Raw genomic sequence first — 18,065 nt, 5'->3', positions numbered from 1 at the left:
GTCTGCCGCACGTCGCTCAGAACGATGCCCGTCGCAGGCGCGGAGCCGCCCGTCCGCCTGTGCCCCACCGGAGAGCCGCACCAACGCACCCTGTACCGCAATGTCGTTCACCTTTCGGTTTGAAACGTTTCACCCCCTCGCTGGGTCAGGAGATTTCGCATGCCAGAAGAGCTGAACGGTTCGCCGACCCGCAGACGCGTGGTCGGCACGATGGCCGCCTCGGCGGCGGGAATGGCGCTGCCCGTGGTCCACTCGCCCAGCGCCCACGCGGCGGAGGACGGCGGCCCGGCCCAGGCCACCGACCTGGGGATCAACGGCCGCACGGACGACCCGATCGGCGTCGACGACCCCGCGCCCCGGCTGAGCTGGCGGGTCGTGAACGCCCCACGGGCGTGGACGCAGCGCGCGTACCGGATCCGGGCGGCGCGCTCCGAGCGCGACCTCGCGGCGGGCCGACTGCTGTGGGACAGCGGCCAGGTCGCCTCGGCCGCGCAGACCGACGTCGCCTGGCGGGGTCCCGTGCTGGGCTCGCGCGACGTGGTGGTGTGGCAGGTGCGGGTCTGGGGCGGCGCGGGGGACGTGACGCCGTGGAGCCGTCCGGCGTCGTGGGAGATGGGCCTGCTCCAGCGGGCCGACTGGGGGGACGCGCGCTGGATCGAGTACGCGGGGCGCGCGCTGGAGCAGCCGCTGCCGGTGTTCGCCCGCGCCTTCCGCATCGCCGGGCGTGTCGTGCGGGCGCGGCTGTACTTGTCCGGCGTCGGCCTGCACGTGGCCCGTCTCAACGGCGCGCCGGTCACCGACGAGGTCCTGGCGCCCGGCAACTCCAACTACCAGCTGTCCACGGAGTACCGGGTGTACGACGTCACCCGTCTCGTGCGGCCGGGGCCCAACACGCTCGGCGTCGAACTGGGCCACGGGACGGCGCTGGTGACGCGGTCCGTGACCAACGCCGCGACCGGCCGCACCGCGCCGTACTCCTGGTGGCAGAGCCAGTTCAAGGGAACAGGCACGCTGGTGGGCGCCGCCGCGCGGGGGGCGGTGTCCGTGCGGGTGAGCAGCACGGCGAACTTCCACGTCGGGGGAACTGTCAACATCGACACCGGGGACGGGGGCGTGCGGCTGGAGTCGCGGACGATCACCGCGCTGGACACCGGTTCGATCGCGTTCACGCCGGCGCTGTCCGCCGACCACGCCGACGGGGCCGCCGTCACCGCCTCCGGGAACTCCCTCGCCGGTGTCGACCCCAGCGCGGGCGCCGCCGTCTCTCCCCGGCTCATCGCCCGCCTGGAGGTGACGCGGGGCGACGGGGTGGTGCAGACGGTCGTCAGCGACCGCTCCTGGCGTACGGCTCTCGGGCCGACGACCACCGCCAACTGGTTCTCCGGCTCCGACTACGACGCCCGGCGCGAGCAGCCCGGCTGGACGGCGCCGGGCGCGGACCTGGGCGCGACGGCACTGCGCCGGGACGGGACGGCGATGGGCTGGACGGACGCCGGGTTCGCCCCGGCGCCGAACCTGACGACCGAGCTGGTGTGGCGCAACGCCGAGCCGCTGCGGGTCGTCGACCGGCTCAGACCCGTCGGTGTGACGCAGCCTCAGCCGGGCGTCTGGGTCTTCGACTTCGGGCAGAACTTCGCCGGCTGGCCCCGTCTCGCCCTCGACCGGGTGCCGGCCGGCACGACGGTGCGGATGCGGCCCGCCGAGGCGCTGAACGCGGACGGTACCGTCGACCAGACGTCCGTCATGGGCGGCGGGCCCGCGCGCGGCACGGACGTCTTCGCCGCCTACACCGCCCACGGCGCGGCGCGCGGCGAGACCTGGCAGCCGCAGTTCCACTACTTCGGCATGCAGTGGCTCCAGGTCACCGGCCTGCCCGAGGGCTACTCCCCCGGTCCGGACACCGTCACCGGTCTCCAGATCCACGCGGACGTCCCCGTCGCGGGCGACGTGCGGACGTCGAACGCGCGCATCAACCGTGTCCACCGCATGGCGCGGTACTCGGTCATGAGCAACCTCATGTCGACGTTCACGGACTGTCCCGGGCGCGAGAAGCTCGCCTACCCCGCCGACTACCTCCAGCCCTTCGGCGCCCTGCACCGGATCTTCGGCTACGGCGCCTACCTGCGCACCATGCAGCGGCACCTGGTGGAGGGCCAGTCGCGCTCCGGCGACAACATCGGCAACGTGGCCCTCAAGACGCCGGTGTACGACTGGGGTTACACGGGCCGCTACGGCGACGAGATCAACTGGGGCGACGGCATCGTCCTCGTCCCCTGGTACCTGTACGAGACGTACGGCGACACCCGGACCATGGCCCGCACCTACCCCCAGATGCAGGCGTTCCTCACCTACATCCGCACGCGCAAGGCGGGCACCGGCGCGGACGCGTACCTCGTGGACGCCGCGCTCGCGGACTGGTTCTCCAGCGAGGCGACGTCGGGGCGGATCACCGGGACCTGGGGCTACCACCAGGTCGCCGACCGGATGTCCCGCATGGCGGAACTCCTCGGGCGGACGGCGGACGCGGCCGAGTACCGCAGCCTCGCCGACCGGATCAGGGCCGCGTTCCACGACGCCTTCTACAACCCCGCGCTGGGCCGCTACACCGCGCAGGGCTCCGCCGGGCCCGCCGGGGCGACGCAGGCCGCGCAGGCGCTCGCCCTCGACGAAGGGCTCGTCCCCGAGAGCGAGCGCGCCTCCGTGCTCGACGCGCTCGTCGAACTCGTCCGCGCCCACCGGCCGGCGGGCGGCGGTCCGCACCTCGGGGGCGGCACCATCGGGCTCGCGCCCATCGTCCGCTCCCTGCACGCGGCCGGGCGCGACGACGTCCTGTGGGACGTCCTCCAGGAGGACACCCGGCCGTCCTACGGCTACTTCCTCCAGCCGACCACCGCCCACCCCGGCGGGCTCACCACCCTCCCCGAGACCTGGGACCTCCGCTACTCCGACAATCACATGATCCTGCTCCAGATCGAGGAGTGGTTCCACACCGGCCTCGCGGGCATCCGCCGGGCCCCCGACGACATCGCCTACCGCCGCCTCGTCATCGACCCCCGCCCGGTCGGCGACCTCACCTCCGCCGAGGGCAGCTACCGCACGCCCTACGGGGTGGTGTCCTCCCGATGGACGCTGCGGGAGGGGGAGTTCCGGCTGCGGGTGTCCGTGCCGCCGAACACGACCGCGGAGGTGTGGGTGCCCGGCTCCGTGCGGGGCTTGCCCGCCGGAGCCCGGTTCGACCGGCTGGAGCGCGGCCGGTCGGTGTACGGCGTGGGCTCCGGGAGCTACGCGTTCATCGCCCAGGGGGTGCCCGGTCAGTAGAAGTGGTGGATGAAGACGTCCGACCTGCCGTTGGTGTCGCCCGGGACGAGGGCGTCGGAGAGGGAGTGGAAGACGACGTCGCGGCCGCCGGTGGTGACGGAGTCGGGGCCGGCGGTGGCGGGGTGGGTGGTGACGGTCTCCTCGGTGGCGGACTGGAGGTCGCGCAGGACGAGGGAGGTGCCGTCGGGGGTGTGGAGGAGGTAGCGGCCGGTGGGGTCGATGGCGAGGCCACGGACGTTCGGGACCTGGCGGGAGGTGGCGGTGGGGATGTCGTGGACGTAGGTGTCGGGGCCCGAGAGGTAGACGACCTTCGTGCCGTCGTCGCTCAGCTGGACGAGGGTCGCCGCCACGGCGGCGCCTTCGAGCGGGCCGGTGGTGGTGCCGGTGGTGCGGTTCCAGACGTAGACGTCCTGGTTCTGGCCGTCCTGGTAGGCGACGGTGCGGGCGTCGCCGCTGACGGACGGGCGGGACGGGGCCGTGTGCGGGAGGTCGGCGACGGTGAACCTGTCGCTCCAGCCCTGGAGTTCGACGCGCTGGCCGGTCAGCGGGGGCTTGAAGCGGATGACGTGGGCGACGTAGCGGCCGTCGCCGTTCAGCGAGGGCTGGCCACAGCTGTGGGCCGAGCAGTCGACGGACGCGGTGGCTCCCGTGGCCACCTGGTACTGGCGGATGCGTATGTCGTTGAACCACTGCAGCGGATAGGCGACGTATCCCCCGTTACCGCTGATCACCGGGGCCTGGACGGGGACGTAGGCGCCCATCTGCTTCGTCAGCGCGGTCCGCCGGTCGCGGACGTACACGCGGTCGCCGTCCGTCGTGCCCTCGGGCGTGAGGTTCGTCGCCGACGACGCGAAGACGACGCTCCGGCCGTCCGGGGTGATCGAGGCGCCGGTGGAGTCGCCGTCGCCCTGGGTGCCGTCGGCCGCGACGCTGATCCGTTCGACGCCGGCGGCGAGGGTGCTCGCGGGGTCCGCCGAGGCGGCTCCCGGTAACGCCGCCGTGATCGCGCAGGCCACGGCCGTCGCGCTCAGAACCGCCCGCACACGTCTGCTCATCGTTCCCCCCACAGAGGTCTCGCCTCCGGCTCCCCACCGGATGGCCATGAGCATGCAATCGTGACGGAGCTTTGGGGTCAATGCGTCACATGACGTAGGAAGAGGCGTGTTTTCGTTCATGTGCGGCCGGTTCTGCCTGGACCCTCTCGGATCTTTGAACGGATCCGTGCTGAGGCACGTACACATGCGAAGGGCTTTATCGGCGTTTACCCAGGGATTCTCGGACTGTATTTTCCGTAATTTTTGAACAGGGATATTTGACCCTGTCGGTACGTCGGAACCCCTGGTGAGAATGGGGAAGAACAAGCGGCCGGTAATCGGCTCCGCACCTATGGAGGGCACACCCATGTCTAAAGGACATGCTCGTAACAAGAAGCGTTCCAGGACTCTCGCCATCGGTCTTGGCTCGGTGCTCGCGGTCGCGGGTGGTGTGATCGCCGTTCCCGCGGCGATGGCGGCCCTGGTGCCCCCGCCGGCGTCCACGCCGTTCCAGCTCAAGGGTGCCGAGAGCTTCGACACCGACAAGCTGATGTCGACCCTGTGCCCGGGACCGACCTCGGACAAGCCGTTCCAGGACGTCGGCAACTTCTTCATGGACCCGGCCACCGGCACCCTCAGCCCTGACCCGTCGAACGGCGTCGGCACCCCCGAGAAGACCGCCCCGGGCTCACCGCCGATCGTCCTTCTCGCCGCGCACTGCGAATACCCCGCGACCGATGTGAAGGACTCGTTCGGCACCCCCACCGACACCTCCGATCTGATCGTCAACTGCGGCAACGCGGTCCAGACCGGTCAGGAGATCACCCACAGCCTGACGAGCACCAGCAGCGTCACCCACAGCGTCTCGGTCAGTGCCGACTTCAACCTCAGCGTCATCAAGGACGTGTTCTCACTCGGCGGCGGCGCCGAGGTGACCACCGAATGGTCCTTCGGCCAGGAGGTCAGCAGGAGCAAGACGGAGAAGATCGACGTCCCGCCGCGCACCGCGGCCTTCCTGGAGCGGGTGCCGAGACTGCGTACCGTCACCACCACCCCGATCGCCGTCATCGAGAGGTTCACGACCGTCACCCCGGACGAGGTCAAGGACGAGAACGGCTGGCGGGGCAACGGCAGCAACCGCATCACCTCGTCCGGCTACACGATCTCCGCGACCGGCGACGCGCTGGACAAGAACGGGCTCCCCGCCGGCACGAGCCGCGCGAAGGACCGTCCCGTCACGGACGCGGACTGCGCCTGAGCCGGCCACCGGCGGCCGCCGGACATCCGGACGCCGTCCCGGCCCGGGTGCTCATGGGGGCGGGCCCGGCTTCGTGCCGGCCCGCCTCTTGCCCAGGTCCCGCAGGCAGGCGCCGATGACGGCGATGCCCTCGTCGATCTCGTGAGCGGGGCCCGCCGCGTAGCCGAGGACGAGGCCGGGGGGACCCGGGGTCATGCGGTGCCAGGACAGGGGGTGGGTTTTGACGCCCCGGGCCAGGGAGGCGGCGGCGAGGGCGGTGTCGTCGAAAGCGGGACCGTCGGAGGCCGGGCCGTCGAAGGTGATCATCAGGTGGAGGCCGGCGGCGGCGCCGTGGACGCGGGCGCCGGGCAGGTGGGCGGCGATGGCGCGCAGCATCATGTCGCGGCGTCTGCGGTGGCGGGTGCGGACGTGGCGCAGGTGGCGTTCCAGGTCGCCGGAGTCCATCAGGCGGGCCAGCACGAGCTGGGTGAGGACGCCGTTGCCGAGGTCGGCGTACCGCTTGGCGTCGACGAGGGCGGCGTGGCGGGCCGGGGGGACGAGGAGCCAGCCGACGCGCAGGGCCGGTGCGAGGAGTTTGGAGACGCTGCCCGTGTGGCAGACGCCCTCGGGCATCAGGGAGCGCAGGGCCGGGACCGGCGGGCGGTCGTAGCGGTGCTCGGCGTCGTAGTCGTCCTCGATGACCAGGCCGCCGTCCGCCGCCCACTCCAGCAGTTCGCGCCGGCGTTCCCCGTCCAGGACGACGCCCGTGGGGAACTGGTGGGCCGGCGTCAGCAGCACGGCCCGCGCGCCGCAGGCCCGCAGCACACCGACGTCCAGGCCGCCGTCGTCCACGGGGACGGGGACGGTGGTGTGGCCGGCGTACTCCCACTGCTGGCGGGCGCCCAGTGAGCCGGGGTCCTCGACGGCGACGCGGTGGACGCCGTCCGCCCTGAGGAGCTGGCCCAGCAGGTTGAGGGCCTGGGCGACGCCGGCGACGATCACCACCTCGTCCGGGTGGGCGCGGATGCCGCGGTTGCGGGCGAGCCAGCCGACGACGGCCCTGCGCAGGGCGGGAGTGCCGCGCGGGTCGCCGTAGCCGAAGTCGGCGGGGCCGGCGCTCGCGAGGACGGCGCGTTCGGCCCGGAGCCAGGCGGTGCGGGGGAAGGCGGCGAGGTCGGGGACGCCCGGGGAGAGGTCGATGCGGCAGGGGAGGGCGCGGAGGGTGTCGACGCTGCCGTTGTGGTCCTGGGCGGGGAAGGGAGCGTGGGCGGGGTGGGAGGCCGGGCTCGCGTCGGCGGGCGGGGCGGGGGCGGCGACCACGAGTGTGCCGAGCCGGCCCCGTCCCGCGATCTGGCCCGATTCGCCGAGCCTGCGGTACGCCTCGGTGACCACGCCCCGGGTGATCCGCAGGTCCGCGGCCAGGACGCGGCTCGCGGGCAGGCGGGTGCCGACGGGGAGGCGGCCGTCGGCGATGGCCTCGCGGAGGGTGTCGGCGAGCCAGGCGGTGCGGCTGCCGGGCGGGACCCGGCTGATGTCGAGCTGGAGGAAGTCCGAGCCGTTTTTGGACCCCTCGGACGGCGATTTCCTGGACCTACCCATGGCATCCATAGTGCGGCACGGTGGACCCCATGGACACCCCTTCCCCCTCGTTCACCCGGCTTCTTCCGGGTGTGGTGGGCATGACGCTGGTGGGCAGCAGCGTCACTGTCTCGCGGGCGCTCGTCGATGCCCCGCTGTTCACCGCGCAGGCCGTCCGCTATCTCGCGGCGACGGCGATCCTCCTCGCCATGGCCCGCCTCGCCGGCGTCCGGCTGGTCCGGCCCCGGGGGTGGGAATGGCTCTGGCTGAGCGGGCTCGCGCTCGTCGGGCTCGTCCTGTTCAACGTCGCCGTCGTCCAGGGCGTCAAACACGCCGAGCCCGCCGCGATCGCCGTCGCGGTGGCCTGTGTGCCGCTGGTCCTCGGCGTCGTGGGGCCGCTCCTCGAAGGGCGCCGGCCCAGCCGTCAGGTGCTCGTGGCCGCGCCGGTCGTCATGGCGGGCGCGGTGCTCGTCGAGGGGACCGGGCGTACGGACGCGGTGGGGGTCGGGTGGGCCCTCGTCACCCTCGCCTGCGAGGCCGGGTTCACCCTGCTGGCCGTGCCGGTGCTGCGGCGGCACTCCGCGTGGGGGGTGTCCGTCCACGCGACGTGGCTGGGCGGGGCGATGCTGACCGTACTCGGCATGGTCACCGAAGGCCCGTTCGCCGTGCGGGAGTTGACCGGTGACGACTGGGCCGCCGCGGGGTATCTGGCGGTCCTGGTGACCGCCGTCGCCTTCGTCCTGTGGTACTCGACGGTACGTGCCGTCGGCTCGGGGCGGGCGGGACTCCTCACCGGCATCGCGCCGGTGGCCGCGGCGGGCGTGGGCGCCGTGTCGGGGGGCGGGGTGCCGGGGGCGTTCGTGTGGGTGGGGATCGGGGTGGTGGTGAGCGGACTGGTGCTGGGACTGCGGCCACGGGCCGAGACCATCGCCGCCGGCCGTACGGGGACGGCGGTGCGCTCCACGTCCGGCTGACGGCGCTCGGCGGCGACGACTCCCCTCGTGCCGTCGCCGCCGACGACCACGCCCGCACCGGGTGGCTCAACGTCCTTGCGGGCGTGGTCAGTTCGCGTGGACTCCCCACCACTTCTGGAAGGTGGTGCCGTTGCAGTCGAACGCGCGCAGGCCGTACGCGAAACTGTCGTCGACGCACCGGCCGGTGGCCCGGTTCTTGAAGGTCGATCCGCCGGAGCCGCTGCTCACCGCCCACTGCTGGAACGCCTGGCCGTTGCAGTCGAAGGCCCGCAGCCCGTAGGCGAAGCTGTCGTCGACGCACCGGCCGGTGACCTTGTTGCGCAGCTCGTGGTAGTAGCGGTCGCCGCCCCAGATCCCGTCGGAGTGCCGGAACTGCTGGAAGTCCAGCCGGTTGCAGCCGAACGCCCGCAGGCCGTACGCGAAGCTGTCGTCCATGCAGCGGCGGGTCGCGTTGTTCTGACCGTCGAAGTGGAAGACGTCCGCGCGGGCCTGCGCGGGCGTGGCGAGCGGCAGTGCGCTGAGCGCGGCGGTCGCGGCGGCGATGGCCCATCGGCGTGCGGCGGCTTTCTGCATGTCCCCTCCAGGTGGTTACGGAACGACGGGCGCGTGCGGGCTGGTGCGCGCTCGTGTTTCGCACCGTAGGTGTGGGGGTCCGGTCGGGGGTTACCGGTCGGTGCGTGGTTGGTTGGCGTTCCGTGCGGTGCGGCGGTATTCGGCCGGGGGCAGGCCGAACATCGCGCGGAAGGCTCTGTTGAAGCCCTGGGGGTGGTGGAGGCCCCAGCGGGCGCCGATCGCGGCGGCCGGGAGGGTGTCGAGGCGGGGGTCGGTGAGGTCGGTGCGGCAGCGTTCCAGGCGTCGGCGCCGGATGAGGGCGGCGACCGTTCCTTCGTCGTGGCGGTGGAAGAGGGTGTGCAGGGTGCGCAGGGAGAGGTGGTGGAACGCGGCGATCGCGGCGGGGTCGAGGTCGGGGTCGGCGAGGTTGAGGTCGATGAAGGCGAGGATGCGGGCGCGCATGACGTCCTGGCGGGTCTGGGGCGGGAGTTGGGGGTAGGCGTCGAGGCGGCGGGCGATGAGCGCGCCCGCCAGGTCGGCCGTCAGGAGGCCCATGCGTTCCAGGTCCCGGGGGTCGCAGTCGGGGCCGTGGGTGCGGATCGAGGTCATGTGGTCGGCGAGGATGCCGCCGATGCCGGACGCGGCGAACGGGAGGGCGAGGGCGCGGCGGGCGCGGTCCACGGGGAGGGGGAGGGCGGTGTGGGGGATCTGGGCGATGATCACCTCGGTGTCGTGGCCCCGGTCGGGGACGCTGCCGCAAAACGGCTCGGACAGGTCGAACAGGGTGAGCGCGCCGTGCAGGAGCCCCGAGTCCTGTCGGCGCTGCTGGATCCAGAGCGGGGCTCCCCCGGTGACCAGCATCAGTTGGTAGACGCCGGGGTCGTCGGCCCGGACGTCCGCCCAGGTGCGGGAGAGGTGGGCCGGCGGGCTGCGGAACCAGGCCACCCGTACCGGGCCCGCCTGGGTCAGTGACGCGCGGGCGACGAAGTCGCGTGAGGCGATCGGGCTGGTGAGCCGCATCCGTGCGAGCTGCGTCGACACGAGGTCGGCCCAGAAGGCGAACCGGTCCTGTGCGGGCAGGTGCGCGTTGGACATCTCCAAGGTTCCCCCCCTCGGTGACGGTCAGCCCGAGTCTGCGCAGGGGTGGAGGCCGCCGCAAGGGCGGCGCGGGCTGCGCCGCCGCAGAGTCCGTGTGGAAGCGCCGGGCGAAGTTGTGGGTGGCGGCGGGGACGGTCGTCGTCGTGAGCACCCTCTCGCTCGGCTCCCAGCCGCACTCGACGAGGAGTGACGAACGGCCCGATCCCCGCGCTGCCGGGGTTCTGTCGACCGGAGTGCCGGCGGCGTGCGGGAAGGCCCCGCACGCCGGCGGCAGGATGCGGACCTGCGTACCCGGCTCCGGAAGCGGTGCCCGCGGGGAGGCGGGGGCTGTGCCTGGAGCCTGATCGGGTTGGCGGGTGTCCGGTCCGGGCGGGACCGGTGGCTCCCCACGTGGTCACCGGCCCGCGTTTCCAGGGTGTGGCGTGAATGTGGGCAGGAACCTTGTCGAAACCTTGCTTCACTGGTCGGCGTGGGTCGGCGGGCGAGAAGCGCGGGCCGCCGCACGGTGAGTTCGGGGTGCGCGTGACGGAATTCCTGCTGCTGGGCACGGTCGAGTTACGGGGCCCGGACGGTGTGCTGGTGGAGCTGGGTCCGGCCAAGCGGCGCACGGTGCTGGCGGCGCTGCTGGTGGACGCCGGTCGCTGGGTGACGGTGGAGACGCTGATCGACCGGGTGTGGGGCGAGGACGTGCCCGCGCAGGCGCGTCCGTCGCTGTACGCGCACGTCGCGCGGATCCGCCGGTCGCTGGCGGAGGCGGGCCCGGCGCCGAGGCTGCGGCGCGGTCCGGGCGGGTACCTGCTCGACGTGCCGCCCGACCGGGTCGACGTCCTGCGGTTCCGGCAGGTGGTGGAGCGGGCCCGCAAGCAGGAGTGCGGGCCCGCCGAGCGGGCGGTGCTGCTGCGTCAGGCGCTCGGGTGGTGGCGCGGTGAGCCGCTGGCGGGGCTGTCCGGGGCGTGGGTGCGGCGCACCCGGGAGAGCTGGGGTCAGGAGCGCGTCGAGGCGGCGCTGGAGTGGGCCGAGGCCGAGTACCGCACGGGCCGGCACGCCGGGGTGATCGGGGAGCTGACGGCGCTGGCCGCCGAGCATCCGTTCGTCGAGCCGCTGACGGCGGCGCTGATGCGGGCGTTGCAGGCGGCGGGGCGGGCTCCGGAGGCGCTGGCCTGTTTCGCCGTCCTGCAGAAGCGGCTGGCCGAGGAGCTGGGCACGGATCCGGGCGCCGAGGTGCGGCGCGTGCACCAGGCGATCCTGCGGGGTGAGCCGGTGCTGTCCGCCGAGGCGGCCGTCCCGGCGCAACTGCCGTTGGAGGTACGGGGGTTCACCGGCCGGACGCGGGAGCTGGCGCGGCTGGACGGGATCCTGGCGACGGCGGGGCGGCAGCCGGTGGTGGTCTCGGCGGTGTCGGGGACGGCGGGGGTGGGCAAGACGGCGCTGGTGGTGCACTGGGCGCACCGGGTCGCGGACCGTTTCCCGGACGGGCAGTTGTATGTGAACCTGCGCGGCTTCGACCCGTCCGGGGCGGCCGTGACGCCCGATCAGGCGGTGCGGGACTTCCTGGACGCGCTGGGCTGTCCGGCGCAGCGGGTCCCGGCGGACCTCCAGGCGCGGGCGAGCCTGTACCGGAGTCTGCTCGCCGGGCGGCGGGTGCTGGTGGTGCTGGACAACGCCCGGGACGCCGACCAGGTCCGCCCGCTGCTGCCCGGCTCCCCCGGCTGTCTGGCCGTGGTCACCAGCCGGGACCGGCTCGCGGGCCTCGTCGTCGCCGAGGGCGCCCACCCGCTGGCCCTGGACCTGCTCTCGCCGGCCGAGGCGCGCGCCCTGCTGGGCCGGCGGCTCGGCGCGGACCGGGTCGCGGCCGAGCCGGACGCCGTCGAGGAGATCGTCGCCCGGTGCGCACGGCTCCCGCTGGCGCTGGCCGTCGCCACGGCCCGCGCGGCGGCCCACCCCGGTTTTCCCCTGGCGGCCGTCGCGGCGGAGCTGCGCGAGAGCCACGGCAGTCTCGACGCGTTCACCGGCGGTGATCTCACCACGGACGTGCGGGCCGTGTTCTCGTGGTCGCACGACGCCCTCACGCCCGTGCAGGCGCGGCTGTTCGCGCTGCTGGGGCTGGCTCCCGGCCCCGACATCGCTCTGTTCGCGCTCGCCTCGCTGGCCGGGCTGCCGCGACCCGCGACCCGGGCGGCGGTGCGGGCGCTGGAGAACCTGCACCTCGTGGAGGAGCAGGAGCCCGGACGGTGGCGGATGCACGACCTCGTGCGCCTGTACGCCGCCGACCGGGGCCGCCAGGACCTCGCGCCCGGCGACCGGGAGGCGGCGCTGCGCCGGCTGACCGGGTCCTACCTGCACACCGTGTGCGCGGCCCTGCGGCTGATGCCGCTGGACGACATGCCGCCCGTCCTCGGCGACCCCGCCCCTGGCTGTCTGCCGCAGCCGCTGGCCACCCAGGCGGAGGCGGTGCGCTGGCTGACCCGTGAGCTGCCCAACCTGCTGGCCGCGCAGCGCCTGGCGACCGAGCGGGGCTGGCGGCGGTTCGTGTGGCAGTTCGCCTGGAGCCTGGACCAGTTCTACGGCCTGCTGGGGCACGTCCACGACCGGGTCGCGATGTGGCGGGCCGCCCTCGCCGCCCTCGGCGACGACGATCCGCCGGACGTCCGCATGCGGGTCCACCGGCGCCTCGGGCACGCCGCCAACCACGCCGGTTTCCACGACGAGGCCCGCACGCACCTCGCCCGCGCCCTCGACCTCGCCGAACAGGCCGACGACCACCCGAACCAGGCCCGCGTCCACATCGCGCTCGCGCAGACGTACGGACAGCAGGACCGGCTGCGCGAGGCACTGGAGCACTCCGGGCGCGCCCTGCGGCTGCTGCGCGAGCTGGACCTGCCGGCGACGAAGGCCGCCGCGCTCAACGCGGTCGGCTGGTACGAGGCCCGGCTCGGCCGGTACGGGCCGGCCCGCGTCCACTGCGAGGCCGCGCTGCCGCTCGCCCGCGCCTCGGGGCACGAGAGCATCGAGGCCGACATCCTCGACAGCCTCGGCTACATCGCCCACCACACCGGCCGCCACACCGAGGCCGTGGCCCACTACCGGCTCGCCGTCACCCGCTACCGCCGCTCCGGCTCCGACCCCTGGGTCGCCGACACCCTCGACCGCCTGGGCCTCGCCTACGCCGCCCTCGGCCGTCCCACCCAGGCCCGCGCCGCCTGGACGGAGTCCGCCGCGATGTACGAGGCCCAGCACCGCACCGCCCCCGCCGAACGCGTCCGCCACCGTCTCGACCGGCTCGGTTCTGCCGACGACGAGGACGACGGCGAGGAGGGCTACGGGGCCGACGACGAGCGGGACGGCTGGACCGGCGCCGGGGCTTAGGCCGGGGCGCCTCGGGCACGGTTGCGGCGGGCCGGGGACCGGGTGACGAGCCCGGCGGCCCCGGAGAACGGGACGGCCCCGGCCTTGCCGACGTGTTCGCCGCCGTGCCGACGGCGGTACCCGGCAGGGGGCAGCGCGCGACGCGGGCGGCCGGCGTGGCGCATGCGCGGTCGGCCCCCTCCCGTCGTCGGCAAGGGAGCGGGTGCGTGGGTGTCAGTGCGTGGCGGTGGGCGGCTCGGTCAGGAAGGGGCGTAGTTCCAGCCACTCGTGGATGGTCCGGCCGCCCGCGCCGGGGGCCGCCGAGAGTTCGCCGGCCAGTTCGACGGCGCGGTCGTAACTGGCGACGTCGATGATCATCCAGCCGGCGATGAGGTCCTTGGTCTCGGCGAAGGGGCCGTCGGTGACGGGTGGGCGGCCTTCGCCGTCGTAGCGGACCCAGGTGCCTTCGGGGGCGAGGGCCTGCTCGCCGACGAACTCGCCGGTCTTCTCCAGCTTGGCGGCGAAATCCCGCATGTACTGGATGTGGGCGGTGACCTCCTCGGGCGTCCACTCGCTCATGGGGACGTCGTTGACCGAGGCGGGGGCGCCCCGGTAGTGCTTCAGCAGCAGGTACTTGGCCATCGTCGTTCTCCTCCGTCATCGGGCGGGCCCCATTGTGGGCGCCTTCGCCTCTGCCTTCGCTTCGGGGACGGAGCCGCTGACTGTTTCTCGACATCGGTGGCGGAGTTTTCCGCGGGTGTTCCGCCGACCGGCGGGGTGGGTTCCGCCGGTCGGCGGATGGGCGGCGGGGGCGGTGGCGGGCGAGGTTGGGGCGGTGAACGAGATCGAGAAGACCGAGAAGACGCCGTTACCAGCACCGCCCGGCTCCGAACCCCGGGTGCCGGTGGGGCGGTTGGTCGGGGTGGACCTGGCGCGGGCGCTGGCCGTGTTCGGGATGTTCGCCGTGCACGTGGGGCCGATGCCGACGCCCGGCGGGGGCGTCGGGGACTGGGTGCTTGAGCTGGCGAGCGGGCGGGCGTCGGCGTTGTTCGCGATGCTCGCCGGGTTCTCGCTGACGCTGATCGCCGGGCGTCTCCAGCCGAAGACCGGGCTGGCCGGGAGGCAGGCGCGGGCGCGGATCCTGATCCGGGCCGGGGTCCTGCTGGTGGTGGGCAGCCTGCTGGCCATGACCAACTTCGGCGGGGCGGGGATCCTCAACTTCTACGCCGTGTACTTCCTGCTCGCCCTGCCGCTGCTGCGCCTGCCCGCCCGCGCCCTCGCGACGATCGCCGTCACGCTCGCGGTCGTCACCCCGCAACTGGCGTTCGCCCTGCGGGCGTTGCTCGACGAGTCGACTGTGCGCGCCATCGACTCCTACGACCCGCTCGCGCGCCTGTCCGGCGTGGGCGTGCTGGACCTGACGCTCACCGGGCTGTACCCGGCGCTCACCTGGATGACGTTCGTCGTCACCGGTATGGCGGTGGGCCGGCTCGATCTGGCGTCGGGCGCGGTGCGGCGCGGCCTCGCGGTGACCGGCGCGGCGCTGATCGCGTTCGGGTACGGCGTCTCGTGGCTGGTGCTGCGGGTGACCGGGGGCGCGGGCGAGATCGTGAGCAGGATGCCGGCGAAGGACGATTTCGCGGCGGCGAAGGGGGCCTTCGACTCGCCGGTCGGCTCTCAGTTGTGGGGGCCGGACGCGTGGGGGCTGCTGGCGGCCGAGCCGCACACCGGGTCGACGTTCGACCTCGTCGGCAGTCTGGGGATCGCGATCACCGTGCTGCTGTGCGCGACGGTGGCGCTGGAGCGGCTGGCGTGGCTGCGCCGGGTGGCGGGGCCGGTCATCGCCGTCGGCACGATGTCGCTGACTCTCTATGTGGGCCACATCCTGGTCATCCTCGCGCTGCCGGGCGAGGCGGCGACCCCGCCCGAGTCGGCGGGCGCCGGGCTGCTGTTCTGCTTCATCGCTGGTGCCGTTCTGTTCGCCGGGGTGTGGTCGCGTTTCTTCCGGCGCGGGCCGCTGGAGCACCTGTTGAACCTGGCCACCAAGCCGGCGTCCGCGCTCCGCTGACCGGGCCCGCACGAGTCGTCCATCTCTTCGAAACATTCGGAGAGATGGATCCCATGTCATCGCCGACTATTTGCCGGAAAGGTGAGATTAAAGGGCTTTCATCGCTCCACTACGGCCGGATCTTCCGATGCTTCTGTGGGAGGTGTTGACATGTTTGATCGCCTCCCTAATATCCGTGAAGCCATCGGTTTCCGAATGGCGTCCGAAATTTCGAGCCGCTTTTCCCTTCCGTGCCATGAAAGGAGCCCTTGGTGCTCGGACGAGTACTCCGCCTCCTCGCGGCAGCAGCACTGACGGCAGCGAGCGTCACGGCCGTCGCCCAACCCCCCGCGTCGGCCGCCCCCGGCAGCCCAGCCCTGACTCCGCCGCTGGGCTGGAACAGTTGGAACAGCTTCGGCTGCGGCGTCACCGAGGCCCGCGTCAAGGAGGCCGCCGACGCGATGGTCAACTCCGGCATGCGCGACGCCGGTTACCAGTACGTCGTGGTCGACGACTGCTGGTTCGCGCCCCAGCGCGACGCGTCCGGCGCCCTGCGCGGCGACCCCGGCAAGTTCCCCGGCGGGATGAAGGCCCTCGGCGACTACATCCACGCCAGGGGCCTCAAGTTCGGCATCTACCAGGTCCCCGGCGACCGGACCTGCGCGCAGACCAGCGGCGCCTACCCCGGTTCGACGGGCAGCAGGGGCCACGAGGCCCAGGACGCCGCGACGTTCGCCTCCTGGGGCGTCGACTACCTGAAGTACGACTGGTGTTCCTCCAGCGGCACCCGGGACGAGCAGGTCGCCCGGTTCTCGCTGATGCGGGACGCCCTGCGCGCCACCGGCCGCCCGATCGTCTACAGCATCAACCCGAACAGCTACCACGCCATCACGGGCTCCACGTACGACTGGGGCCAGGTCGCCGACCTGTGGCGCACCACCGAGGACCTGCTCGACATCTGGCAGAACGGCAACGTCAACAGCTACCCGATGGGCGTCGGGAACGTCCTCGACATCAACGCGCCGCTCGCCGCCCAGTCGGGCCCCGGCCACTGGAACGACCCCGACATGCTGGTCGTCGGCCGCCCCGGACTCTCCCTCACCGAGTCCCGCTCCCACTTCGCCCTGTGGTCCCTGATGGCGGCCCCGCTCATGGCGGGCAACGACATCCGGACGATGTCCGCCGACATCAGCGCGGTCCTGCGCAACCCCCGTCTGCTCGCGGTGAACCAGGACTCCCTCGGCGCGGCCGGACGCCGGGTGCGCGACGACGGCGCCACCGAGGTGTTCGCCAAGCCGCTGGCCGACGGCTCGGTGGCCGTGGGCCTGTTCAACCGGGGCACCGCGACCGCGACGATCAGCACGACGCCCGCCCAGGTCGGCCTGAGCGGCGGGTCGTTCACCCTCACCGACCTGTGGACCGGCGGCGCCTCCAGCACGACCGGGACGATCTCGGCGAGCGTTCCCGCACGCGGCGTCGCCGTCTTCAAGGTCACCGGCGGCACCCCGCTCGCGGCGACCACCGCGCGGCTGCGCGGCACGGCGTCCGCGCGCTGCCTGGGCGTCGCCGGCTCCTCCACCGCCGCCGGGGCGAACGCCCAGATACGGACCTGCGAGACGGCCGCCGACCGGCTGTGGACCAGCTGGGCCGGCGGGGAGGTCCGTGTCTTCGGCGACAAGTGCCTGGACGCCTACGAGCAGGGCACCGCCAACGGCACGCGCGTCATCACCTGGTCCTGCAACGGCCAGAACAACCAGAAGTGGACGGCCGCCTCCGACGGCACCCTGCGCAACGTCCACTCCGGACTGTGCCTCGACACCGACCGCAGCGGCACCGCCGAGGGCACGCCGCTGGTCCTGTGGACCTGCGACGGCCGCACCTCACAGAAATGGACCCGCGTCTGACCACGTTCCGACCGAGACCGGGGAGTTCCTGATGGTCAAGAAGAAGTCCTTGTGGTCCGCCGTCGTGGCGGCGCTGCTCGTGTTCGGCACCGGCGCCCCGGCGCTGGCCGAAGAGGGTGCCCCGGCTCCGGCGGCCCCGACCTCCGGGTGCGGCAAGGCGCCCGCCCTGAGCAGCGGGACGTACACGATCCAGAGCGGCGGCAAGAACCGGAGCTTCATCGTGCGGGTCCCGGACGGCTACGACCGCAACCGGCCCTACCGGCTGATCTTCGGGTTCCACTGGCTGGGCGGCACCGCCACCGACGTCTCCACGGGCCGCACGGTCGAGACGGGCACCTGGGCCTACTACGGGCTCCAGCGGCTCGCGAACAACAGCGCCGTCTTCGTCGCGCCCCAGGGCCTGAACAACGGGTGGGCGAACTCCGGCGGGGAGGACGTCGCCTTCGTCGACGCGATGCTGCGGCGCATCGAGGACGGGCTGTGCGTCGACACGACGCAGCGCTTCGCCCTCGGCTTCAGCTACGGCGCCGCCATGTCGTACGCGCTGGCCTGTTCCCGCGCGACGGTCTTCCGCGCGGTCGCCGTCCAGAGCGGGGGCCTGCTCAGCGGGTGCGTCGGCGGCACCCAGCCGATCGCCTACCTCGGGGTGCACGGGCTGCGGGACAACGTCCTCGGCATCTCCGGCGGACGGTCGCTGCGTGACCGGTTCGTCCGCGCCAACGGCTGCACCGCGCAGAACCCGCCCGAGCCCGCGCAGGGCAGCCTCTCCCACCGCGTGACCACCTACGCCGGGTGCTCCGCCGGACACCCGGTCACCTGGGCCGCGTTCGACGAGGGCCACATCGCCGCCCCGCAGGACGGCGCCCCCGGCGACAGCGGCTCACGGACCTGGCTGCCGGCCGAAGTGTGGAAGTTCTTCACGCAGTTCGGCTCCGCCTGATTGAAGTTCTCCCCTCCCTTCGCAGGCTCAGGAAGGGG

Annotated in this window: 13 protein-coding genes; 7 read left to right on the top strand and 6 right to left on the bottom strand. The window is 73.2% G+C overall.

The annotated features are described in order from the left end of the window. Positions 1-159: 159 nt before the first annotated feature. Positions 160-3,318 carry a family 78 glycoside hydrolase catalytic domain gene (locus IAG44_RS44430; RefSeq protein ID WP_187752143.1) on the top strand — a complete coding sequence of 1,053 codons (3,159 nt, stop codon included), beginning with the start codon at positions 160-162 and terminating at the stop codon, positions 3,316-3,318. Here IAG44_RS44430 and IAG44_RS41335 read toward each other — a convergent pair. After that, positions 3,312-4,373, bottom strand: coding sequence for a TolB-like translocation protein (locus tag IAG44_RS41335; RefSeq protein ID WP_223006846.1), 1,062 nt, complete (start codon positions 4,371-4,373; stop codon positions 3,312-3,314). The genes IAG44_RS44430 and IAG44_RS41335 overlap by 7 nt on opposite strands. 346 nt (positions 4,374-4,719) lie before the next feature. Between IAG44_RS41335 and IAG44_RS41330 the strand changes: the two genes are divergently transcribed. After that, a complete protein-coding gene (locus IAG44_RS41330; RefSeq protein ID WP_187752141.1) occupies positions 4,720-5,610 on the top strand; it encodes a hypothetical protein in 891 nt (296 codons plus the stop codon). A gap of 51 nt (positions 5,611-5,661) precedes the next feature. On the opposite strand, the gene pdxR is transcribed toward IAG44_RS41330, so the two are convergent. Continuing rightward, positions 5,662-7,197: a MocR-like pyridoxine biosynthesis transcription factor PdxR gene (pdxR, locus tag IAG44_RS41325; RefSeq protein WP_223006845.1), complete on the bottom strand. Its 1,536-nt coding sequence runs from the start codon at positions 7,195-7,197 to the stop codon at positions 5,662-5,664. A gap of 20 nt (positions 7,198-7,217) precedes the next feature. On the opposite strand from pdxR, the gene IAG44_RS41320 reads away from it, so the two are divergent. Continuing rightward, positions 7,218-8,141, top strand: coding sequence for a DMT family transporter (locus tag IAG44_RS41320; protein WP_187752139.1), 924 nt, complete (start codon positions 7,218-7,220; stop codon positions 8,139-8,141). Positions 8,142-8,228: 87 nt separating this feature from the next. Here the strand turns inward: IAG44_RS41320 and IAG44_RS41315 are convergent, their stop codons facing one another. Further along, positions 8,229-8,714, bottom strand: coding sequence for an RICIN domain-containing protein (locus IAG44_RS41315; RefSeq protein ID WP_187752138.1), 486 nt, complete (start codon positions 8,712-8,714; stop codon positions 8,229-8,231). Between the two features lie 90 nt (positions 8,715-8,804). Next, the gene (locus IAG44_RS41310; protein WP_187752137.1) at positions 8,805-9,788 is read right to left on the bottom strand and encodes a helix-turn-helix domain-containing protein; all 984 of its coding nucleotides are present in this window, start codon (positions 9,786-9,788) and stop codon (positions 8,805-8,807) included. A 519-nt stretch (positions 9,789-10,307) separates the two neighbouring features. Here IAG44_RS41310 and IAG44_RS41305 point away from each other — a divergent pair. Then, positions 10,308-13,157 (top strand): AfsR/SARP family transcriptional regulator, encoded by a 2,850-nt coding sequence (locus tag IAG44_RS41305; RefSeq protein WP_246562947.1) that lies wholly within the window; start codon positions 10,308-10,310, stop codon positions 13,155-13,157. Here the strand turns inward: IAG44_RS41305 and IAG44_RS41300 are convergent. Next, on the bottom strand, positions 13,154-13,321 hold the full coding sequence (locus IAG44_RS41300; RefSeq protein WP_187752136.1) for a hypothetical protein: 168 nt from the start codon (positions 13,319-13,321) through the stop codon (positions 13,154-13,156). The genes IAG44_RS41305 and IAG44_RS41300 overlap by 4 nt on opposite strands. Positions 13,322-13,370: 49 nt before the next feature. Further along, complete coding sequence (locus IAG44_RS41295; RefSeq protein ID WP_187752135.1) at positions 13,371-13,778, bottom strand: YciI family protein; 408 nt, start codon at positions 13,776-13,778, stop codon at positions 13,371-13,373. 193 nt (positions 13,779-13,971) lie between these two features. Between IAG44_RS41295 and IAG44_RS41290 the strand changes: the two genes are divergently transcribed. From IAG44_RS41290 to IAG44_RS41280, 3 genes are all read left to right on the top strand, one after another. Next, positions 13,972-15,204 (top strand): DUF418 domain-containing protein, encoded by a 1,233-nt coding sequence (locus tag IAG44_RS41290; protein WP_187752134.1) that lies wholly within the window; start codon positions 13,972-13,974, stop codon positions 15,202-15,204. A gap of 251 nt (positions 15,205-15,455) precedes the next feature. After that, positions 15,456-17,087 carry a glycoside hydrolase family 27 protein gene (locus tag IAG44_RS41285; RefSeq protein WP_187752133.1) on the top strand — a complete coding sequence of 544 codons (1,632 nt, stop codon included), beginning with the start codon at positions 15,456-15,458 and terminating at the stop codon, positions 17,085-17,087. A gap of 31 nt (positions 17,088-17,118) precedes the next feature. Continuing rightward, positions 17,119-18,027, top strand: coding sequence for a CE1 family esterase (locus tag IAG44_RS41280; protein ID WP_187752132.1), 909 nt, complete (start codon positions 17,119-17,121; stop codon positions 18,025-18,027). Positions 18,028-18,065 lie beyond the last annotated feature (38 nt).

Origin of the sequence: Streptomyces roseirectus, assembly GCF_014489635.1 — a bacterium.
Taxonomy (GTDB): Bacteria; Actinomycetota; Actinomycetes; order Streptomycetales; family Streptomycetaceae; genus Streptomyces; species Streptomyces roseirectus.
Note: the sequence above shows the minus strand (reverse complement) of the source record. Positions and strands in the feature narration are given on the sequence as shown.